The sequence below is a fragment of the Corynebacterium sp. NML 120412 genome, from assembly GCF_002285155.1.
Lineage (GTDB): Bacteria > Actinomycetota > Actinomycetes > Mycobacteriales > Mycobacteriaceae > Corynebacterium > Corynebacterium gottingense.
Window position 1 is genome coordinate 1,180,327 of the sequence record NZ_NSGL01000001.1, and the last position, 20,868, is coordinate 1,201,194.

General features: G+C 68.1%; 21 protein-coding genes and 1 tRNA gene. 14 read left to right on the top strand and 8 right to left on the bottom strand.

What is annotated here, in order from left to right; translation table 11 throughout:
• Positions 1-3: 3 nt before the first annotated feature.
• The 3 genes from CKJ84_RS05395 to CKJ84_RS05405 are packed head-to-tail and all read left to right on the top strand — an operon-like array spanning position 4 to position 2,375.
• A complete protein-coding gene (locus CKJ84_RS05395; RefSeq protein WP_095546163.1) occupies positions 4-1,266 on the top strand; it encodes a molybdopterin molybdotransferase MoeA in 1,263 nt (420 codons plus the stop codon).
• Positions 1,267-1,274: 8 nt separating this feature from the next.
• Positions 1,275-1,772, top strand: a complete 498-nt coding sequence (gene moaC / locus CKJ84_RS05400) for a cyclic pyranopterin monophosphate synthase MoaC (RefSeq protein WP_095546164.1) — start codon at positions 1,275-1,277, stop codon at positions 1,770-1,772.
• A 3-nt stretch (positions 1,773-1,775) separates the two neighbouring features.
• Complete coding sequence (locus CKJ84_RS05405; RefSeq protein WP_255407222.1) at positions 1,776-2,375, top strand: molybdenum cofactor guanylyltransferase; 600 nt, start codon at positions 1,776-1,778, stop codon at positions 2,373-2,375.
• Here the strand turns inward: CKJ84_RS05405 and CKJ84_RS05410 are convergent.
• Positions 2,339-3,625 carry an HNH endonuclease signature motif containing protein gene (locus CKJ84_RS05410; RefSeq protein WP_095546165.1) on the bottom strand — a complete coding sequence of 429 codons (1,287 nt, stop codon included), beginning with the start codon at positions 3,623-3,625 and terminating at the stop codon, positions 2,339-2,341. The two genes, CKJ84_RS05405 and CKJ84_RS05410, sit on opposite strands and share 37 nt — an antisense overlap.
• 297 nt (positions 3,626-3,922) lie before the next feature.
• Between CKJ84_RS05410 and modA the strand changes: the two genes are divergently transcribed.
• Complete coding sequence (gene modA / locus CKJ84_RS05415; RefSeq protein WP_233125506.1) at positions 3,923-4,666, top strand: molybdate ABC transporter substrate-binding protein; 744 nt, start codon at positions 3,923-3,925, stop codon at positions 4,664-4,666.
• Positions 4,667-4,914: 248 nt separating this feature from the next.
• On the opposite strand, the gene CKJ84_RS12695 is transcribed toward modA, so the two are convergent.
• Positions 4,915-5,079, bottom strand: coding sequence for a hypothetical protein (locus tag CKJ84_RS12695; RefSeq protein WP_198949258.1), 165 nt, complete (start codon positions 5,077-5,079; stop codon positions 4,915-4,917).
• A gap of 282 nt (positions 5,080-5,361) precedes the next feature.
• Complete coding sequence (locus CKJ84_RS12335; RefSeq protein ID WP_198949259.1) at positions 5,362-6,057, bottom strand: hypothetical protein; 696 nt, start codon at positions 6,055-6,057, stop codon at positions 5,362-5,364.
• On the opposite strand from CKJ84_RS12335, the gene CKJ84_RS12340 reads away from it, so the two are divergent.
• Positions 6,056-6,415, top strand: a complete 360-nt coding sequence (locus CKJ84_RS12340; protein ID WP_198949260.1) for a hypothetical protein — start codon at positions 6,056-6,058, stop codon at positions 6,413-6,415. The genes CKJ84_RS12335 and CKJ84_RS12340 overlap by 2 nt on opposite strands.
• A 29-nt stretch (positions 6,416-6,444) precedes the next feature.
• Here the strand turns inward: CKJ84_RS12340 and CKJ84_RS05435 are convergent, their stop codons facing one another.
• Entirely contained in the window at positions 6,445-6,699 is a 255-nt protein-coding gene (locus tag CKJ84_RS05435) for a MoaD/ThiS family protein (protein ID WP_095275974.1), read from the bottom strand.
• 40 nt (positions 6,700-6,739) lie between these two features.
• Here CKJ84_RS05435 and CKJ84_RS05440 point away from each other — a divergent pair, with 40 nt between their 5' ends.
• From CKJ84_RS05440 to CKJ84_RS05455, 4 genes are read left to right on the top strand one after another with little or no spacing between them, the layout of a single operon-like run.
• The gene (locus tag CKJ84_RS05440) at positions 6,740-7,903 is read left to right on the top strand and encodes a molybdopterin molybdotransferase MoeA (RefSeq protein ID WP_095546416.1); all 1,164 of its coding nucleotides are present in this window, start codon (positions 6,740-6,742) and stop codon (positions 7,901-7,903) included.
• Positions 7,904-7,928: 25 nt separating this feature from the next.
• Positions 7,929-8,402 (top strand): MogA/MoaB family molybdenum cofactor biosynthesis protein, encoded by a 474-nt coding sequence (locus CKJ84_RS05445; protein WP_095546169.1) that lies wholly within the window; start codon positions 7,929-7,931, stop codon positions 8,400-8,402.
• Positions 8,392-8,874 carry a molybdenum cofactor biosynthesis protein MoaE gene (locus tag CKJ84_RS05450; protein WP_095546170.1) on the top strand — a complete coding sequence of 161 codons (483 nt, stop codon included), beginning with the start codon at positions 8,392-8,394 and terminating at the stop codon, positions 8,872-8,874. Before CKJ84_RS05445 ends, CKJ84_RS05450 begins: the two co-directional genes overlap by 11 nt.
• Positions 8,867-9,877: a ThiF family adenylyltransferase gene (locus CKJ84_RS05455; RefSeq protein WP_095546171.1), complete on the top strand. Its 1,011-nt coding sequence runs from the start codon at positions 8,867-8,869 to the stop codon at positions 9,875-9,877. The genes CKJ84_RS05450 and CKJ84_RS05455 overlap by 8 nt, the downstream gene beginning before the upstream one ends.
• A gap of 10 nt (positions 9,878-9,887) precedes the next feature.
• Here CKJ84_RS05455 and thrB read toward each other — a convergent pair whose 3' ends face one another.
• The 4 genes from thrB to argS form a co-directional block, all read right to left on the bottom strand.
• Entirely contained in the window at positions 9,888-10,817 is a 930-nt protein-coding gene (gene thrB / locus CKJ84_RS05460; protein ID WP_095275963.1) for a homoserine kinase, read from the bottom strand.
• Between the two features lie 17 nt (positions 10,818-10,834).
• Positions 10,835-12,187, bottom strand: coding sequence for a homoserine dehydrogenase (locus CKJ84_RS05465; RefSeq protein ID WP_095546172.1), 1,353 nt, complete (start codon positions 12,185-12,187; stop codon positions 10,835-10,837).
• A gap of 85 nt (positions 12,188-12,272) precedes the next feature.
• Positions 12,273-13,628, bottom strand: a complete 1,356-nt coding sequence (lysA, locus tag CKJ84_RS05470) for a diaminopimelate decarboxylase (protein ID WP_095546173.1) — start codon at positions 13,626-13,628, stop codon at positions 12,273-12,275.
• 17 nt (positions 13,629-13,645) lie between these two features.
• Entirely contained in the window at positions 13,646-15,298 is a 1,653-nt protein-coding gene (argS, locus tag CKJ84_RS05475; protein ID WP_095546174.1) for an arginine--tRNA ligase, read from the bottom strand.
• 288 nt (positions 15,299-15,586) lie between these two features.
• Between argS and CKJ84_RS05480 the strand changes: the two genes are divergently transcribed.
• The 5 genes from CKJ84_RS05480 (at position 15,587) to CKJ84_RS05500 (ending at position 20,716) form a co-directional block, all read left to right on the top strand.
• Positions 15,587-17,263, top strand: coding sequence for an L-lactate permease (locus tag CKJ84_RS05480; RefSeq protein WP_095546175.1), 1,677 nt, complete (start codon positions 15,587-15,589; stop codon positions 17,261-17,263).
• 57 nt (positions 17,264-17,320) lie between these two features.
• Positions 17,321-18,106 (top strand): (Fe-S)-binding protein, encoded by a 786-nt coding sequence (locus CKJ84_RS05485; RefSeq protein ID WP_095546176.1) that lies wholly within the window; start codon positions 17,321-17,323, stop codon positions 18,104-18,106.
• Positions 18,103-19,671, top strand: a complete 1,569-nt coding sequence (locus CKJ84_RS05490) for a LutB/LldF family L-lactate oxidation iron-sulfur protein (RefSeq protein WP_198949239.1) — start codon at positions 18,103-18,105, stop codon at positions 19,669-19,671. The genes CKJ84_RS05485 and CKJ84_RS05490 overlap by 4 nt, the downstream gene beginning before the upstream one ends.
• Before the next feature lie 2 nt (positions 19,672-19,673).
• Positions 19,674-20,327: an LUD domain-containing protein gene (locus tag CKJ84_RS05495; RefSeq protein ID WP_095275952.1), complete on the top strand. Its 654-nt coding sequence runs from the start codon at positions 19,674-19,676 to the stop codon at positions 20,325-20,327.
• A gap of 315 nt (positions 20,328-20,642) precedes the next feature.
• Positions 20,643-20,716, top strand: a tRNA-Arg gene (locus tag CKJ84_RS05500).
• The last annotated feature ends 152 nt before the right edge of the window (positions 20,717-20,868 follow it).

The following is a 20,868-nucleotide window of genomic DNA, read 5'->3' on the forward strand; positions in this document are numbered from 1 at the left end:
CCCATGAGCGCCCACCACCCCGGAGAAGGCCAGGGCACACGGCCGAGCGTTACCGAACACCTCGAACGCGTGCTCTCGCTCGCCCACCCGCGCGTCGAACGCGACGTCCCGCTCGACGCCGCAGCCGGCCTCGTGCTCGCCTCCGACGTCAGCGCAGCGCTCGCCGTTCCCCCGTTTGACAACTCCGCCGTCGACGGGTTCGCCGTCCACGCGTCAGACCTCCCCGCCCCCGGCCCGTGGACGCTCCCGGTCGCGGGCGACGTCCCCGCCGGCTCGCCCGCACTCGCCTGCCCCGCGGGCCACGCCATCCGGGTCATGACGGGCGCCCCCGTCGACGGAGCCGACTCCGACCTGATTGTCGTCCCGGTCGAGCAGACCAGCATCCCCCGCGGCCCGCACCCGCTCCCGCAGCACGTGACCATCAACGAAGCCGACACCTCGCGCAGCCACATCCGGCGCGCCGGCGAGAACGTCCGCCCCGGCACGCGGATAGCCAGCCGCGGCACGCTTTGCGACGCCCCCACGCTCGCCGCGTGCGTCTCCACCGGCATTCGCACCGTCGACGTCTTCGCGGCGCCTCGCATCGCCGTCGTGTCCACGGGGAGCGAACTCGTGCCCTGGCCCGGCGCGGTCAGCGGCCCGCAGATCCCCGACTCGAACCTGCCAATGCTCGCAGAACTGGCCGCCGCAGCGACCGGGCACCGCGGGACCGTCCAGCGCTTCCACGCCAACGACGCCGCCACCGACGCCGCGGACCTCCTTGCCCGCGCCGCCGCATCCTCAGACCTGGTCATTACTTCCGGCGGCGTCAGCGCCGGAGCGTTCGATGTGGTCCGCGCGGTGGCGGAGGACGAGGCGAGCGGGTCGATGTGGTTCGGCCACGTTGCGCAACGCCCCGGCAGCCCACAGGGGGCCGGCACGTTCCGCGGCACCCCAATGGTGTGCCTGCCGGGCAATCCGGTTGCCGCCTACGTCTCGTTCGTCCTGTACGCCGCGCCGTTGATTGCAGCCCACGCCGGACGCACCGACCGACTGCGTCTCGCCGAGCGTCCGCGGGTTGTGGCCGAGCGCGCACCCGGGTTCCCGTCGACATCGAAGCCGGACACGACGTTCGCGGTTCCCGTCCGGCTGCGGTACGACGGCGACCGGGCGGTGGCGGAGCCGTTTTCGGCGGCGACGAGCTCGAGTTTCGTGGCATCGTTGGCGGGTGTGGACGGGCTCGCTGTCGTCGATAAGCACTCTGGCCCAATACACGTATATCTCTAAGGAGCATGATGGAATTCACCCACTTGAACGGCGCTGGCGAGGCCTACATGGTCGACGTCACGAAGAAGTGGCCGACCGTGCGCACGGCGACGGCGCAGGGCGAGGTCGCGTGCTCGCCCGAGGTGATGGCGGCGCTGGCGAACGGAACCGTGCCGAAGGGCGACGTGCTCGCGGTGGCGCGCGTCGCCGGGATCGCCGCTGCGAAGCGCGTGCCAGAGTTGCTGCCGCTGGCGCACACGATTGGCGTGCACGGCTGCGCGGTCGAGATTGCGCTGCGCGAGGACCACGTGTTTATCCAGGCGACGGTGCGCACTGCTGACCGTACCGGCGTGGAGATGGAGGCGCTCACAGCGGTGAACGTCGCCGCGCTGTCGATCGTGGACATGGTGAAGGGTGTGGACCGGTCCGCGTACATCCGCCGCTGCGGCATTACGGCGAAGTCGGGTGGGCGCTCCGGTGACTGGTCGCGCGAGCTGCCCACGCTGCGCGAGCAGCCGGAGGCGTAGCGCGTGTCGCTCGGCGTCATCGTCCTCGCTGGCGGCAGGTCCACGCGCATGGGCGCGGAGAAGGCGCAGGTCAAACTCGACGGCCAGCGGCTGGTCGACCACGTCATCGCCTCGTTGCCGGACGATGCGGATGTCGTGGTGGTGTCCCCATTCCCGCTGGGACTGCGCGGCGTCAGCCAGGTCGCAGAGGACCCGCCGTTCGGCGGCCCCGTCGCGGGGATTGCCGCGGGTCTGGGCGCGCTCGAAACCGACCTCGTCGGCGTGATCGCCGTGGACGCTCCCCGGTCCGGCGCGCTGCTGCCCTGCCTGGTGCGCACCCTCACCGACAAGGAGACCGACGTCGCTGCGGTCGAAGCCGAAGACGGCTACTTGCAGCCGTTGTGCGCCGTCTGGCACCGCGCAGCGCTGCTCCGGGCGCTCGAGCGCGCGGGGGCAAGCGGTGTCGCCGCAAAGCGGCTTTTCGACGCCCCCACGCAGGTGGCGCGCGTACCCGGCGACGGCCGCGAGCAGGACTACGACACCCCAGAGGAACTGGGCGCCCTCGGTGAGGTCGAACTCGGCCCCACTCATGCGTCCAACCAATCGTCGAAGCATTCGCCGTAATCTGGCAGCTCCGCCATGACGCGGGCATCGTCGTCGCGCAGCGGGGTGCGCCGGTCCCGCGAGACCCACCGCGCGCCGTCGGGCCCGACGAAGTGGATGTCGTCGCCCTGCCGCAGAATTCGTATTTCCCCGTCGGAGACCATGGAGTGGCACGAACTGCACAGCGGGAGGAGGTTGTCCAGGTCGGTCAGCCCGCCGTTGGCCCAGTCGTCGATGTGGTGCGCCTCGATGAAGTGGTCATGCGTGCATCCGGGCATGGCACATTGACTTCCCCACATCGCGGAGAGCGCCTGCATCTGGGTTTTGCTGGCCAGCCTGCGTTTTCTCCCGTAATTGATGATCAGCCCGTGGGTGTCGGCGAGCACCCCGCGCGCCTCTGCGTTCGCCGCGATGTTTGCCAGCCTGAACGCCGGCACCGAAGTGTTGTTGGGCAAATATCCCCGCCCCTGGGTGTCCATCATGATGGTCACCTGCGCTGCCGGGGCGAGCTTGGTCGACCTGGCCATCCCCGAGCGGACCAGCTGCACCATCCCCATCAGCGACGCGAGCAGCAGCCGCTGCGGAGGCAGACCCGTCCCCGATTTCAACAGGTCAGCCTGCGCGGCGTCCGGGAGGTCGGCGACCTTGTCCAGCGCCGCGTCCAGCTTGGCGTGGTCCAGCATGCCGTCCGCGTCCAGGTAGTCGCGCATGTCGCTCATCCCGGCGTGGTACGCAAGCGCCCCTGCCTTCAGCGCCGCTTTGAACTGCGCTCCGTCGACAGCGCTCATCGTGCCCCAGATTCGAGTCTTCTCCCCATCCTCCCTCAGCTGCAACCCATTGGCGGAGTGCGTGGATCCGCCCGAATCGATCTCCATACTGCCCGCCAGCGCCTGCTTGAGCCCGTGGTAACCCAGCTCAACAGCCTGCTCAACAAGCACCGCCTCGTTGTCCGGCGTGATGTACTTCAGGACAAGCCTGACCGTCGAATAATCAAGCTCCCCACCAGCAAACGCCTCACGAAGCAGCTCGTATGGGCGCAGCTTGCGGGCAACATCAGCGTATTCGTAGGCGCGGGACTTCTTCATCCTGCAATAACGGATGAGCCACGCCGCGGTGCTGCGGCACCCGGTTTCGCCAGCGTAGTCTGCCTCATCAAACTGCCCTATCGCATCCAGCACCGCAGCGTGGCTCTGGCTCAGCGCGTGGCTCGCTTTCACTATCTCCGCCGAGAGCGCTTTGAGGCTCTTCGGCCGCTCCAAGGTGGTAGTCATTGTCCCGTCTCCAAATCATCGATCTCATGTTTGTGCGAACAGTAACACCCTCACCGAACAAGGAGTCCAAAATTTTCGAACATAGCAGGTAACGGCGCATACTCTGGCCGAACATTCTCCCCTTAAAACCCGCCACATTTACGCACACACATGCATTCGGTTTTCCGCCCGTGCGGAAAAATCAGCCCGCCAGAAATTCCGCCTGTGCGGAAAAACCGGCCCATCGCACCGCGCCGTTGCGCACACCCCTGCGTGGTAGATTCTCTCCGTACAATTCGCCGCCACAAAGGAGCCGCCGTGCGCGCCGTTCACACCGCCATCGCCGCGACCGCGCTCGCATCCCTGCTCGCCTCGTGCGCAAGCGACCCCGTTCCCGGCGGCAGCGAGGCGGTGGTCGTCCTCGGCGCGGCGTCGACAAGAGTCCTCAACGACGAGATGCGCACGCTTATCGACGCCCCACTCACCTTCAACAACGCAGGCTCCTCCACCCTCGTGCAGCAGCTGCGCGAGGGCGCACCCGGAGACGTGCTCATCACCGCCGACCAGAAAAACATGGACGACGCGGTGCGCGCGGGCGTGGCGCGCGCCCCCGAGATCGTGGCGACGAATTCGATGGTGCTCGTAGTTCCGAAGGGGAACCCGGCGGGCGTGCGCAGCGCCGATGACCTGGAGCGCGACGACGTGAACTTTGTCATGTGCGACGCCCAGGTCCCCTGCGGCGCGGTGTCGCAGCAGCTTCTCCGCGTCAACTCGCTCGACGTTCACCCCGTCTCGTTGGAGCACAACGTGGCAGACACGCTGGGCAAAGTGGTCTCGGGCGAAGCCGACGCCGCGTTCGTGTACCGCACCGACGCGGCTGCGGCTGACGGAGACGTGGACACCGTCGACATTCCGCACGCCGCCGAGTTCCCGAATTCCCTGGTCGCGGGCGTCGTCACGAGCTCCGAGCACCCGGGCGAGGCCGGCGAACTGGTGCACCGACTCCACAGCCCGCAGGCGCGCGAGATGTGGGAGCAGTCCGGCTTCACCCCGGCAGCATGATGCGCGCTCGGCCGAACCCTACCCCGCCAGCCGTTTCGGCGCTGGCGGCGATCACGCTCGCGCTCATCGTCCTGCCCGTGTTTGCGCTCGGAGCGCGCGTGCCGTGGACCGACCTCGGCGCCGTGCTCCGGACACCGGAAACGCACGAACTGCTGCGGGTAACGGTTGCGTCGGCCATGCTTGCCACGGTCATCGCGGTCGCGCTCGGCACGCCGCTGGCGCTGTGGCTCCAGCGGGTCCGCCGCGGGTCATCGCTGGCGCGGCTCCTCGTCCTCCTGCCACTGGCAATGCCGCCGGTGGTCGCGGGCCTTGCGCTCTCGGCGCTCATCGGCAGGCGAGGCCTCGCCGCCCCGCTCCTCGACGCGCTGCACTGGCAGTTCGCCTTCGCCTTCCCCGGCGTTGTCGCCGCTCACGTGTACGTTGCCCTGCCCTTCGTGGTCATCACGCTCGATTCCGCGCTGCGCCAACTGGGGCCGGAGGTGGCCGCTTCGGCGGAGGCGGTCGGGATCCCGCCGGGACGGATCGTTCGCCGGATTATCCTGCCCGCCATCGCCCCGGCTCTCGTCACCGCCGCTGGGCTCGCGTTCGCCCGCTCGCTGGGCGAGTTCGGCACCACCCTCACCTTTGCCGGCTCCATGCCTGGCACCACACGAACCATGCCGCTGGGGATCTACCTGGCGCGCGAGGTCGACCAGTCACTCGCCTACGGGCTTTCCGCCATTCTGGTGGGGTTCGCGGTCCTCGCGCTGGCGGCAACCGCCCTGCCAGCCGCGCTCGCGCAGTGGCGCGGCCGACACCGGCCCGCGGAACAACCGCGGGAAACCGGCACGATCGACGCCGCGAAACTCAGTCAGCTGACCCGCCCCGACGCGCGCGGCGAGGAAGTCCGTGCCGGCGCCACCCGCTTCCCCGCCAACGCAACGACGGCGCTCATCGGGCCGAATGGCGCGGGGAAGACGACGCTGGCCAGGGGCGTTGCAAAGCAACGGGGCGTAGTGCTGCTCACGCAGGACCCCGCACTGCCGCCGACCGCGACGCCGCGCACCGCTCTCGCTATGGTCACCCGCAGCGCCGAGCAGCTGCTGCGCGCGGCCGGGCTCGCATCGCTGGCAGACGTCCCCGTCCCCGCGCTGTCCGGCGGGCAGGCCGCCCAGGTCGCGCTGGTCCGCGCTCGCCGCCATCGACGCCGCCACCACCGCCCAGTGGCGCCGCCTGCTGCAGGCCACGGCCCGCGAACGCACCACGATCGTGGTCACGCACGACGCCATCGACGTCGCGACGCTTGCGGACCACGTCGCCGTCATGCGCAGCGGCAGCGTCGTCAGCCTGCGCCCCGCCGCCGACGAGCTCGCCGCCCCCGCCACCGCATTTTCCGCACGCCTACTGGGCATGAACCTGCTCGCGGACCTCAGCCTGCTCGAGGGGCCACCGCTTCCCGACGCCACCGTGCCCCGCCCCCTCCGCGCCTCCTTCCCCCCGGACGCGCTCTCTGTGATTCGCACCCCACAGCCCGCGGGCTCCCACCTGCTCCGCGGGCGGGTCAGCGCGGTCGACCTGCTCCCGGGAGGCGGCGCCGCCGTCGAGCTGGCCGTGGGCGGGGACGCCGAGCACACCGAGCACACCGAGCACTACGTTTCGCTGCTCGTGGACCGCGAGGCGGTGCTGCGCCAGGATCTCGCGCCCGGAACGCAGGTGACCTGCGCGTTAGACGTGCGGAAGGTCAGGCTCATCCCGGCGGAACACGGGTGAAGTTTTTCCGCACGTGCGGAAAAACTTCACTACCCACCCGCGAACGGCGGAAGCACGTCGACGCGCGACGCGCCGGCCAGCGGCGTGGAAGGGTCCGACCGGGTGCCGTCGACGAGGAATGTGCAGCGCGCCACGATGTCCGCGAGCGTCTGGCCGGAATCGGTGGTGCCGGTGTGGCGCGACGTGGCGTCGATAAGCAACTGCTCGAGCGTTGAGAACTCGCCGACGTCCTCGCACGGCGTGCCGGTGGCCGCGCGGGCGGCGGCGAAGTAGTGGATCTGCATGCTCACACGATACCTGCGTGCTGCGCCGTACGATGGCCCCATGAGCCGAACCCCCGAAACGCATTTCGCCGCGGTGGCTGCAGCGCTGGGCGAGCGCCGCAGCGAGCTGACCACGCCGCTTGACGCTGCCGCGCGCGGGGCGTCGCTTGCCGGCGCCGTCGTGACGCTGCGCCAGCAACCGCCCTTTACAAACTCGCAGATGGATGGGTACGCGGTGGGTGAGGTGGGCGCTCGCGAGGCGGTAGTCGGCCCCACAGTTGCTGCGGGCGCGGACCCGGACACCGCGTACCCGGTGGGGCTGGGCGCGCTGGCGGCGCCGGTGATGACGGGGGCCAAGCTGCCGAGCGGGACGCGGGCGGTCGTGCCTGTGGAGGCGTGCGCCCCGGCCAAGTTCGTCGGCGAGGGCGAATGCGTGCGCCTGCCGGCAACGGAAGAAGGCGCCTTCGTGCGGCGGGCGGGCTCCGACATCGCCGCGGGCGAGGAGCTCGCTCCGGCGGGCGCGCCGGTTACCCCGGCGCTCGTCGGCGCGCTGGCAAGCCAGGGCATCAGCGAGGTCGAGGTCGTGCGGGCGGCGCGGATTGTCATCGTGACCGGGGGCGCCGAAGTCACCGCAAGGCCTACCGGCCCCGCGACGATCCCCGACGCCAACGGGCCGATGCTGCGGGCGTTGGCGGCGCGGTACGGCATCGGGGTCGCTGCGCACGTGCGCACCAGCGATGCCCCGGACGAGCTGGAGGCGCAGGTGCGGGATGCAATCGCGGAGCACGCGCCGGACGCAGTGGTCACCTCCGGCGGGATCAGCCACGGCAAGTTCGAGGTGGTCCGCCAAATCTTCCGCCAGGGCTGGTACGGGCACGTGGCCCAGCAACCGGGAGGCCCGCAAGGGCTCAGCCGCTTCGCCGAGACGCCCGTGATCAGCCTGCCCGGCAATCCGATCTCCACGCTGGTCAGCTTCCGTACCTACGTCGCGCCGCTGCTCGGGCACGCGCCCGAGCCGATTCTGGCGCCGCTTGCTTGCGATGTCGCGGGGTTGGAGGGCAGGGAGCAGTTCTTGCGCGGCGCGGTCAAGCACGGGGCGCTTCGGCCGATCGGCGGCCCCGGCTCACACCTCCTCGCGCAGGGGGCGCAGGCGACGCACCTCATCCGGATTCCCGCGGGTGCCACCCTGCGGGCCGGCGAGCTCGCCGCCGCGTACCCGCTGTAGCGCCCGGCGGTACGATGGGGACGCTATGAGAAACGCAGAGGTCATCGTCGCGTCCACGCGGGCGTCGCAAGGCATCTACCAGGATGAATCCGGGCCGATCGCGGTCGAGTTCCTGCGCGGAATGGACCTGCGCACCCCGGACGCCACCGTGGTCGCGGACGCCGACATCGACGCCGCTGTGCGCGACGCCATCGCCCGCCGGCCCAGCGTCGTCCTCACCTCCGGCGGTACCGGCGTCAGCCCCGACGACCGCACGGTCGAGGCCGTCGCCGCGCACGTGGATCGCGAGCTCCCGGGGATCGCGCACGCCTTCTACCAGCAAGGTCTCGCCTCCACCCCGACCGCTATCCTCTCTCGCACCGTCGCCGGCATCACCCAGCGCGGCACCTTCATCATGGCGCTGCCCGGGTCGCGCGGCGGCGTGCAAGACGGCTGCGCGGTGCTCGCCCCGATCCTGCCCCACCTCCTCGACCAGCTGGAAGGCAACCATGCACACTAGCCGCCCCGACCCCGACCCCGATCCCGCCTACGTCGCCGCGCAGACCGGCCAGGTCATCGGCGCCGTCGTCACGGACCAACCGCTCGAGCTGCTCGCACAGCAGGCCACCACCGACACACTCACCGACGCGATGGGCGCGCTCGTCCGCTTCGACGGGATTGTCCGCGACCACGACGGCGGCCAGCGCGTCCGTACCCTCGCCTACGAGGCGCACCCCAGCGCCACCGATGAGCTGCGGCGCGTCGCCGCGGAGGTCGCGGCCGCCCACCCCGTCCGCCTCTTCACCGCGCACCGCACGGGCGAGGTGCCCATCGGCAAGCTCGCCTTCCTCGTCCTCGCCGCCAGCGCGCACCGCGGCGACGCCTTCGACGCGTGCGAGACAACCGCCGACCGCGTCAAGTCCGAGGTGCCGATCTGGAAACGGCAGGTCATGGCCAGCGGCGAGACCCAGTGGGTGGGCATTGATGGATAGCCGCTACGTGCGCCAAACCGCGCTCATCGGCGAGGCCGCCCAGCAGAAACTCCGCGGCGCGCGCATCGCCGTCGTCGGCGCGGGCGGCCTCGGCTCCCCCGCCCTCCTCTACCTCGCGGGCGCGGGCGTCGGGAGCATCGTGCTTATCGACGACGACGCGGTCGCCCTCTCCAACCTGCACCGCCAAGTCATCCACACCACCGGCACCGTCGGCGACGCTAAAGTGCTCTCCGCCATGGACGCGCTCGAAGCCCTCAACCCCGACACGGAGGTCGACCCGGTCCGCACGCGCCTGACATGGGACAACGCCGTGGCGCAGCTCGCCAGCGCCGACATGGTCCTCGACGGCTCCGACAACTTTGACACCCGCCACGTCATCTCCCACGCCGCGGCACGCCTGGGCATCCCGCACATCTGGGGCTCCATCCTCGGTGTCGAGGCGCAGCTCTCCGTCTTCTGGGCCGGCCACGGCCCCGTCTACGAGGACCTCTTCCCCGCCCCGCCGCCGCCCGGCTCGGTCCCGTCGTGCTCGCAGGCGGGCGTGCTTGGGCCGCTCGTCGGCGTCGTCGGCTCAGCGATGGCGATGGAGGCGCTCAAGCTCGCCACCGGTATGGGCACGCCGCTCGTGGGCACGCTCGGCTACTTCGACGGCCTCGCCGGCACCTGGGAATACGTCCCGCTCAACGCGGACCCAGCCGTGACCGAGCGCGTCCGCGAGCTTGACCCACCGCACGGGCCCGCGGAAGTAGGCAGCATACCGCCGGGGGCAGTGCTTATCGACGTCCGCGAGCCCTCCGAATACGCCACCGACCACATCCGGGGCGCGATCAACGTGCCACTGGGCAGGGTCCTCGACGGCTACACCCCGCCGGAGTTAGCAGGCGGCGGGGTGCTCATCTGCGCCTCGGGCGCCCGCTCCGCGCGGGCGGTCGCCGCGCTCGAGGCCCGGGGCGTGCGAGGGGTGGCGAGCCTGCGCGGCGGGATGGACGGCCTGCGGCGTTAGGCGCTCGCCCCTAGTCGCTCGTCAGCTCGGCTTTGACCGGGCCGGCGACCTCGAGGTCCAGCACGCGCAGGCCGGCGGCGCGGGCCTCGTCCAGGATCGCCTCGTCGACGGGCTCGGTGCACAGCACCATCGCGGTCGGGCCGGCGCCGGACAGGTACGCGGCGTAGCCGCGGTTGCGCAGGCGGTTGACCCACTCCGCCGTCACCGGGAGCACGTCGGACCGGTACGGCTGGTGCAGGCGGTCGCGGGTGCCCTCCCACAGCAGCTCCGGGTGGTTCTGAATCGCCACCGTCATCACCGCGGTGCGCGACACGTTGAAGCGCGCGTCCGTGTGCGTGACGTGGCTGGGCAGCACCTTGCGCACCGCGTTGGTGGAGGCGTGGAAGTCCGGCACCAGCGCGTACGCCCGGATCCGCGGGTCCACGTCTACGCCCACAGCCCGGTACTCGGGCAGTGAGCGCCCGTCCACCGGGATTTCCGTCCAGGACACGACTGCCGCGCCGAGTACGGACGCACCGGCGTTGTCGGGGTGCCCCTCGAATTCGCTGGACAGCTGGACGATTTCGTCGGTGCTCAGCGGACCGCCCGCGAGTGTGTTCGCGGCGACAACGCCCGCTACCGCGGCGGCCGCGGAGGACCCTAGGCCGCGCGACTGCGGGATGTTGTTGTTGCAGGTCACTTTCAGCCCCGGCGCCTCGACGTCAGCCGCCTTGAGCCCCGAGCGGATCGCCTTGACCACCAGGTGGGAGTTGTCACGCGGCAGCTCGTCGGCGCCCTCGCCAAAGATCTGTACGTCCAGACCGGAGGCGGTGACCTCGACCTCCACCGTGTCGTAGATGCTCACGGCGATGCCCAGGGTGTCAAACCCCGGGCCCAGGTTCGCGGAGGAACCCGGGACGGTCACGGTGGCCTTGAGGCCTACTTGCAGGTCGGTGGGCATTGCGTTCCCTTTCTGCCTTAGGAGTCGAGACGGATGACGGAGTTAACCGCCTGGACGGCGTCGTGCTCGGAGAGCCTCTGCACAATCGCGCGCAAGTCCTTCTCCAACGCCTTGTGGGTGACCACGATGAGGTGGGCCTCATTCCCGGACTCTTCCTGGCGCACCGCGGAGAGCGAAACGCCGTCGTCGGCAAAGTGCCGGGCGAGGTCGGCCAGCACGCCGACGCGGTCGGAGACCGTCATGTTGATGTGGTAGCGCGTGGGGACCTCGTCGAAGGCCACGACGTCGTAGTCGGCGTAGGGGTTCTCCGCGGGGGCGCGGCCGCCGTGCACCTTGTTGCGGGCGGCGCCGACCAGGTCGCCGAGCACCGCCGACGCCGTGGGCGCACCGCCGGCGCCGTTGCCGTAGAACATGAGGCGGCCGGCCGCCTCCGCCTCCACGAAGATGGCGTTGTAGGACTTATCCACCGTGGCCAGCGGGTGCTCGTTGGGCACCAGGGTCGGGTGGACGCGGGCGTTGACGGCGGTGGTGTTGCCCGCGTCGTCGTACAGCCGCTCGCAGATGGCCAGCAGCTTGATCGTCTGGTTCGACTTCTTCGCCGCCGCGATGTCATCCGCAGTGATCTTGGAGATCCCCTCGCAGTACACATCATCAAAGGTCACGCGGGTGTGGAAGCCCATGGACGCAAGGATCGCGGCTTTCGACGCCGCGTCGTGGCCCTCCACATCCGCGGTCGGGTCGGCCTCGGCGTAGCCCAGGCGGGTCGCCTCCGCCAGCGCGTCCTCGTAGCTCGCGCCAGTCGACGCCATGGCGTCCAGGATGAAGTTGGTGGTGCCGTTGACGATGCCGGAGATCCGCTCCACCTTGTCGCCCGCCAGCGAGCGGCGCAGCATGCCGACCACGGGGATGGCCGCGGCGACGGCCGCCTCGTAGTAGAGGTCCACGCCGGCCTCGTTGGCGGCGTCCGCGAGCTCGGAGCCGTGCGCCGCCACCAGCGCCTTGTTCGCGGTCACGACGGACTTCCCCGCGTGCAGCGCTTTGAGCACCAGCTCGCGCGGGTAATCGATGCCACCGATCAGCTCCACGACGACGTCGACGTCGTCGCGCGTGACCAGCTCGGAGGCATCATCGGTCAGGTACACGTCCTGGACTTCCGGCGCGTCCTTGTGCTTGTCCAGGTTGGACACGGCGACGCCGCGGACCTCGAGCGGACCGCCGACGCGCTGCTCCAGGCTGTCAGAAAACTCCTTGAGCAGGCGCAGCACCTCGGTGCCCACGGTGCCCTTGCCCAGCACGGCCACGCCCACGGCGTGTCCAATCCCCTTGCCCGGGTAGTTGCCGTTGTGGCCTTCGGCGCTTGCGACGGTCATGCGTGTTCCCTCTCCTCAAGTAACGGGTCTGCGTACCCGGCACAGTGTACCGCTTGGTCTACTTTTTCGGGGCCGGGTGCGCGCTTTAATATTCGCGGGCCAAAATGTCCTCGACAGTTTCGCGCCTGACCATGGGTTTTACCTGCCCCGCGCGCACGGCAACCACGGCCGGGCGCCCGAATGAGTTGTAGTTCGAGCTCATGGAGTAGCAGTACGCGCCCGTCGCCGCGATGGCGATGAGGTCGTCGGACGCAATGTCGTCGGGCCACGCGGCGTTTTCCACCAGGATGTCGCCGGACTCGCAGTGCGAGCCGACCAGGCGCGTCGGCACTGGGGTGCCCTCGGTGAAGCGGTTGGCCACGCGGGCGTCGTAAAGCGATGCGTAGAGCGCTGGCCTGATGTTATCGCTCATGCCGCCGTCGACTGCGATGTAGCGGCGCGTCGCGGTGTACGAGGTGTGGACGTCTTTGACGATGCCGGCGCGGTACACCGTCACCGTGGACGGGCCCGCGATGGCGCGGCCGGGCTCGACCACCACCGTGGGGGCCTCGATGCCCAGGTCGTCGGCGACGTGCTGGACCTCGCGCAGGAGGTCCTTCGCCACCGCCCCGACGTCCAGCGGCTCCTCACCGTTCATGTATGCAATGCCGTAGCCGCCGCCCAAGTCGAGGAACTTGAGCGCGACGCCCTGTTCCTTCCAGATCTGGGCGTAGAGGCCAAGGACGCGCTGGGCGGCGAGCTTGAAGCCCTCCGCGTCGAAGACCTGGGAGCCTACGTGGCAGTGCAAGCCGGTGAGCTCCAGGTGCGGCGAGCGGATCGCGGCGACCGCGGCCTCGTACGCCGAGCCGGAGGCAAGCGACAGGCCGAACTTCTGGTCCTCATGGCTGGTGGCGATGAACTCATGCGTGTGCGCGTCCACGCCCGGCTTGGCGCGGACGAAGACGTCCTGCACCTTGCCACACTCTTCCGCCAGCGCCGCGAGTTCGGTGAGTTCCTGGCGGGAGTCGATCACCACGTGGCCCACGCCGGCGTCCAGGCACAGGCGCAGGAAGCTGGCGGACTTGTTGTTGCCGTGGACCGTGATCCGCTCCGGCGGGAAATCGGCGGCCAGCGCGATGCGCAGCTCGTTCTCGCTCGCTACGTCAAGGGCCAGGCCTTCTTCGTCGACCCAGCGGGCGATGTGGCGGGTCAAAAACGCCTTCGACGCGTAGTGCACGTTGCGGGCGGAGCCGAACGCCTCTGCCATGTCGCGGCACCGCGAACGGAAATCGTCCTCGTCCACCACCATGACGGGCGTGCCGTACTCCGCGGCGATCTCGGGCAGCGGCACACCCGCGATGGTGATCACGCCATCCTCCTGGCGCGCCGCGTTGCGGGGCCAGACGTGCGCGGGGAGCTCATTAAACTGCTGCGCAGACGGGGTTTCTACAGCGTTATCCATGGTGCACCAGCCCCCCCCTACATCCGCTCCGGGGCGGACACGCCGACCATGCGCAGCGCGTTTGCCAGCACCTGGCGGGTGGCCATAGATAGCGCGAAGCGTGCGCCGTGGATCGGGGCGGTGTCCTCGCCGGCCTTCGGCAGGACCTGGCAGGAGTCGTAGAACTTGTGGAAGGAGCTCGCCAGCTCCTCGGCGTAGCGGGCAATGCGGTGCGGCTCGCGCAGCTCGGCGGCGGCCTTGACCACTGCCGGGAACTCGCCGAGCGTGCGGATCAGGTCACCCTCCTTCTCGTGCGTGAGCAGCGCGAAGTCCGCGCCCTCGGCGCTCACGCCGGCGTCCTGCGCGTTGCGTGCCAGCGAGCACAGGCGCGCGTGGCCGTACTGCACGTAGTAGACCGGGTTGTCGCTGGACTGCTTCGTCCACAGGTCTAGGTCGATGTCCAAGCTGGAGTCGACGGAGGAGCGGACCAGCGAGTAGCGCGCGCCGTCCACACCGATGGCGTCCACAAGATCATCCAGCGTGATGATCGTGCCCGCGCGCTTGGACATCTTCACCGGCTTGCCGTCGCGCACCAGGTTCACCATCTGGCCGATGAGCACCTCGACGGCCTCCGGGTTGTAGCCCAGCGCCTGCGCTGCGGCCCGCAGTCGCGCGATGTAGCCGTGGTGGTCCGCGCCGAGCATGTAGATGGCCAGGTCGTGGCCGCGATCAAACTTGTCCGCCACGTAGGCAATATCGCCTGCAATGTAGGCGGCGTTGCCGTCGGACTTCAGCACGACGCGGTCTTTGTCGTCGCCGAAGTCGCTCGAGCGCAGCCACCAGGCCCCCTCGGCCTCGTAGAGGTTGCCGTTGTCCTTCAGCGTCTGGATCGCCTTGTCCACCGCGCCCGACTCGAACAGTGAATTCTCGTGGAAGAACACGTCGAAGTCCACGCCAAACTCGTGCAGCGACTCCTTGATCTGCGCAAACATCATCTCCACGCCAGCCGCGCGGAAATTTTCCTGCACCTGCGCGTCATCGCCGTCGAGTGCATCGGCATGCTTATCGACGACAGCGCCCGCAATCTCCTTGATGTAGTCCCCGCCGTAACCGTCCTCGGGGGTCGGCTCCCCCTTCGCCGCGGCCACGAGTGAGCGGGCAAAACGGTCGATCTGCCCGCCGTGGTCGTTGAAGTAGTACTCGCGGGTCACCTCGGCGCCGGAGGCCTCCAGCACGCGCCCCAGCGAGTCGCCCACGGCAGCCCAGCGGGTGCCGCCCAGGTGGATCGGGCCGGTCGGGTTTGCAGAGACGAACTCAAGGTTGATCTTCTCGCCTGCGTACAGGGTCGAGCCGCCGAAGCCCTCTCCCGCGTCCAGGATCTGGCCAACCAGCTGCCCCTGCGCGGCGGATGCCAGGCGCAGGTTGAGGAACCCGGGGCCCGCGACCTCGGCGGTGTCCACTGCATCGTCCAACGACAGCGCCTCAGCCAGCCAGGTGGCCAGCTCGCGCGGGTTGGTCCCCGCCTTCTTGGCCACCTGCAGCGCGATGTTGGTGGCGTAGTCGCCGTGCTCGGGGTTACGCGGGCGCTCCACGGTGACGTTGTCCGGCACTACGGATGCGTCGAGGTCGTGCTGCGTGAGCACGGAAACGGTCGTCGTCCTGATGAGCTGAGAAAGGTCTGCTGGCGTCATGGGGTGCAAGTCTAATTCACCCCTACCGCATTCTCTCCATGGCCCGCGTGCGCACCACGTTTCCCGGTTCGCATGGTGGTACCTCCTCCCCCGTCTGGCCGCCTTTTATACCCCCGCCTCCGGCGTCGGCCCAGCTCAGAATAGTTTCGCGTTGAGTGTACTTTTCTCAAAATTCTCCTGCGAATACGTTTACTCGCGTGTCATAATTCCGTGAGAATGTCGGCGCACACACAGGGGACCACCCCGCGTGGCATTTCATACATTTCCTTTCAACCAAGGAGCGCAAACATGGACCAGTTCCAGGTCTTCACCGACGCAGTCGGGGGCAGCGTCGGCCTTTCCGCATTGGTGTCGGCGATCCCTCTGCTCACCTTCTTCATCATGCTGCTGGGTGTGAAAGCCAGCGCGCACCTCTCCGGCCTCGTCGCCCTCGTCGCCGCCCTGCTGGTCGCCATCTTTGGCTTCAACATGCCCGCGGGAATGGCCATCTCCTCCGCCTTCCGCGGCGGCCTGTTCGGCCTGCTCCCCATCGTCTTTGTCATCATGGCGGCGATCTGGTTCTACCAAATCACGGTCGCCTCGGGCCGCTTCGAAGATTTGCGGCTCGTATTTGACAAGATGGGCCACGGTGACGTGCGCATCCAGGCCATGCTCATCGCGTTCTGCTTCGGCGGACTGCTCGAGGCCCTCGCAGGCTTCGGCGCCCCCGTCGCCATTACCGCGACCATGATTCTCGCCCTGGGCATCAAGCCGCTGCGCGCCGCAACGATCGTGCTGATTGCCAACACCGCACCGGTTGCGTTCGGCGCCGTCGCCATCCCGATTACCACCGCCGGCGAGGTCGGCGGCCGCACCCTCGAGCAGACCGAGAACATCGCCGCCATCGTTGGCCACCAGACCCCGTTCCTGGCGTTCTTCGTCCCCTTCATCATCGCAGGCATTATCGACGGCATGCGCGGCGTCCGCGAGACCGCACCCGCAGCCCTGGTCATCGGCCTCTCCTTCGGTATCGCGCAGTGGTTCACCTCGAACTTCTTCGCCTACCAGCTCACTGACGTCGTCGCCTGCATCGTTGCCCTCGGCGCAGCCTTCCTGCTGCTCCGCTTCTGGCAGCCGAAGGGCATCGCCGACATGCGCGAACGCCTTGAGCTCCCGCGCTCGGAGAACCCCGACGAGGTCGAGCTGCCCGGCAACCGCATCTGGATGGCACTCATGCCCTACGCCGTCGTCGTGCTCATCTTCGGCCTGGCCAACCTCGGCTCCACCATCCCCGAGTGGCTGAGCTCCTTCAAGGTCTCCTTCCCCTGGCCGGGCCTGCCGCAGGGCTCGCTTCTCGACGCCAACGGCGCCGACGTCAAGGCCGACTACTCCTTCGCCTACCTCAACAACCCGGGCACGCTACTGGTCATCTCCGGCCTCATCGTCGCCCTGGCCTACATCATGTTCAACGAGAACGGCCGCTACTCGCTGACCTGGGGCCAGGTGGGCAAGGAGCTGACGGACACCATGTACCGCATGCGCTGGTCCGCCGCCACCATCGTGCTCGTTCTTGCACTCGCCTACGTGATGAACTACTCCGGCCAGACGGTGACCATCGGCGAGTTCTTTGCCAACCTGGGTGGGTTCTTCGCCTTTACTGCCCCCATATTGGGTTGGGTGGGTGTCGCCGTGACCGGGTCCGATACTTCTGCCAACGCACTCTTTGCCAAACTGCAGGTCACAGCCGCTGATCAGCTGAATCTCAACCCGGATCTCATGCTCGCCGCCAACACCACCGGTGGTGTTGTGGGCAAGATGGTTTCGCCTCAGTCGCTCGCGATCGCCGCAACAGCGGTAGACATGGAGGGCAAGGAATCGGAGATTTTCAAGAAGGTTGTCGGCTACTCGTTTATCTTCTTGCTCGCCGTCTGCGTGATGGTCTTCCTCCAGACCAACATTCTCAGCTTCCTGGCACCTGCCGTATAATGCACCCGCCCGGCTGTCGGATGAACCGACAGCAGCAATTTTTCTAAGGAGTCCACTTTGCGAGTAGCACTGTTTTCTACTTGTATCGGCGACGCTCTGTTCCCGGACGCGCACAAGGCAACCGCCCTCGTGCTGTCCCGTCTGGGCTACGAGGTCGTCTTCCCAGAAGGTCAAACGTGTTGCGGCCAGATGCACGTCAACACCGGTTACCAGAAGGAAGCCGTCCCGATCGTCGAGTCCTATGTCGACGCATTCGCCGACCCGTCCATTGACTACGTCGTGGCACCCTCCGGCTCCTGCGCTGGCGCTGTCCGCGAACAGCATGTCTTCCTGGCCGACCGTTACGGCAGCTCCGCGCTGGTTGACGGCGCGAAGAAGGCCTCCAAGAAGACCTACGAACTCTCCGAGTTCCTCATCGACGTCGCAGGGACCGAGGACGTCGGAGCGTTCTTCCCCCACCGCGTCACCTACCACGAGTCCTGCCACTCCCGCCGCTTCCTGGAAGTTGGCGAGCGCCCCTACAAGCTGCTGCGCGCAGTCGAGGGCCTCGAGCTGGTGGAGCTGCCCAACCGCGAGGAGTGCTGCGGCTTCGGCGGCACCTTCGCGGTGAAGATGTCTGAGGTGTCCGCCGCGATGGTCTCTGACAAGACCCGCCACATCAAGGAGACTCAGGCCGAGTTCGTCACCGCCGGTGACTCCTCCTGCCTCATGAACATCGCCGGCTCAATGAGCCGCCAGCACTCGGGCGTCCGCGCCCTGCACATGGCCGAGATCCTCGCCTCCACCAAGGAGCACCCGTGGACCCCCAAGTCGGCCGCTTACTCGAAGGAGACCATGCTGTGAAAGTTGCACTTGGCAAACCCCAGATGCCGCCCCACGCGGCTGGCCCCAACCACCTGCGTGGCACCGAGAAGTTCCAGAAGGCTGCGCACCACGAGCTGGACAACGTCACCAAGCGCCGCAACCTGAACTACGCCACCACCGCGATTCGCGTGAAGCGCCAGGAGGTTGTCGACGAGCTGGATGACTGGCAGGAGCTGCGCACCGCAGGTTCCACCATTAAGCAGGACGTCGGCGCGCGCCTGCCGGAGCTGCTCGAAGAGTTCGAGCGCAACGTGACCGCCCGCGGCGGCCACATCCACTGGGCGCGCGACGCCGCCGAGGCCAACGACATCATCGAGGGTCTCATCCGCGAAACCGGCGAGACCGACGTGGTCAAGATCAAGTCCATGGCCACCCAGGAGATCGCCCTCAACGAGGAGCTGGAAAAGCGCGGCATCACCGCGCAGGAGACCGACCTTGCGGAGCTGATCGTGCAGCTCGGCGAGGACTTCCCCTCCCACATCCTGGTGCCGGCGATTCACCGCAACCGCGCTGAGATCCGCAACATCTTCGTCGATAAGATGCCCAACACGGACGAGTCCCTCACTTCGGACCCGGCCGAACTGGCAGAGGCTGCCCGCCAGTACCTGCGCGAGCAGTTCATGAAGGCGAAGGTCGCCATCTCCGGCGTGAACTTTGGTGTTGCTGAGACCGGCACCGTCTCCATCGTGGAGTCCGAGGGCAACGGCCGCATGTGCCTGACCATGCCGGAGACCCTCATCTCCGTCATGGGCATTGAGAAGCTCGTGCCGAAGTTCCAGGACCTGGAGGTCTTCCTGCAGCTCCTGCCGCGCTCCTCCACCGGTGAGCGCATGAACCCGTACACCTCCCTCTGGTCCGGCGTGACCGAGGGCGACGGCCCGCAGAACTTCCACATCGTGCTGCTGGACAACGGCCGCACCGCGGCGCTGTCCAACGAAATCGGCCGCGAGGCCCTCAAGTGCATCCGTTGCTCCGCCTGCCTGAACGTATGCCCGGTCTACGAGCGCGCGGGTGGACACTCCTACGGCTCCACCTACCCGGGCCCGATCGGCGCCATCCTCACCCCGCAGCTGACCGGCATGGAGGACCTGGATGATCCGAACTCCTCCCTGCCGTACGCGTCGTCCCTGTGCGGCCGCTGCAACGAGGTCTGCCCGGTGAAGATCCCGATCACGGACATCCTGCTGGAGATGCGCCACCAGAAGGTGGAGCAGCACCGTCCGTTCATGGAGTCCAAGGCCTTCGGCCTCATCGGCACCATGTGGGGCAACCCGAAGCTGTGGGACAAGGCAGTGCGCATGGTCGCGCTCGGCCGCATCCTCGGCGGATTCAAGGGCGAGATCTCCTCCATGCCGGCGCCGCTGTCCGCATGGACGGAGTACCGCGACGTGGCCGTGCCGCCGAAGAAGTCCTTCCGCCAGTGGTGGGAGACGGACGAGGCGCGCGACCTGCTCGCCGCCGAGCGCAAGCGCGGCGTCCCGGGGCGCGACTCCGAATCGCAGGCCACCAACTTTGTCGACCCGAACACCGGAGAGGATAAGTAAGCATGGCACCGAACGTTTCCTCCCGTAACGAGGACGCAAAGAAGGAGATTCTCAAGCGCGTCCGCGATGCGCAGCAGCTCTCCGAGGCCCCGTCCCACGTCGAGGCAGTGCGCGAGTACCGCACCACCTCCGATCACACCCCGGAGCAGCTCCGTGAGATCCTCATCGACCGCCTGCTGGACTACAAGGCCAGCGTCGTTGAGACGTCTGAGGCGGACCTCGCGTCCAACATTGCCAAGATCCTCGCCGAGCGCGGCGCGAAGGACATCGTCTACGCCCCGGGCCTGGACGCCTCCCTGTTCGCTGAGTTCGACGGCGAGGCCCGCGCGGACGACCCCGCGTCCGACCCGCGCCAGCTTGGCGACATCGGCGCCGCAGTGACCGACTCCCAGGTCACCTCCGCGCAGACGGGTTCCATCGTGCTCGAGTCCGGCGACCTCTGCGGCCGCCGCGCGCTCTCGCTCGTGCCCGACCGCCACGTGGTCATCGTCCGCCCGGACTCGCTGGTCTACGGCGTCCCGGAGATGATGAGCCGCATTGACCCGGAGAAGCCGGCCACCATGATTTCCGGTGGCTCCGCAACCTCCGACATCGAGCTGGTCCGCGTCGAGGGTGTGCACGGCCCCCGCGACCTGATCGTGATGGTCGTTCACTAGAGCGCCAGGACCGCTAAGGCTTCGCCCTCCAGCGGTCTACACACACAGAACGGCCGGTACCTTTCGGTACCGGCCGTTCTGCTGTCATTGTTTCCCGTGTCACGCCTCCTCAAAGGCGCACAATCATCATGCGACACCACCCCTGCAACTCCGTGAAAACTCCCTGGCCCATTCCATAGACGTGCTTAGGAAATTCCGGACTCCGTCGCATTCGCTTGTCGACGCCACCGACCAGGCCGATTACTCCCCCGCCCACTCCAAGTGCTACCCTTTACCGTATTGCTTTCCCGCGCACGTATGTGCAGGTAAAGCACTGTCTCCGTAGCTCAGTGGATGAGAGCATCGGTTTCCGGTACCGAAGGTCGCAGGTTCGAATCCTGTCGGGGACACTGTCGGGGACACACTGTGAAGTGGGGGTTTCACGAAACCTCCTGTCGACCGAAGGAATACGGCCGCGAACACAAAAATGACCCGCTCCGTTCGTTCGGAGGGGTCATTTTTCTTTGTCTGAACGCCGTTCCTGCTCGGGTTATAGCGCGGA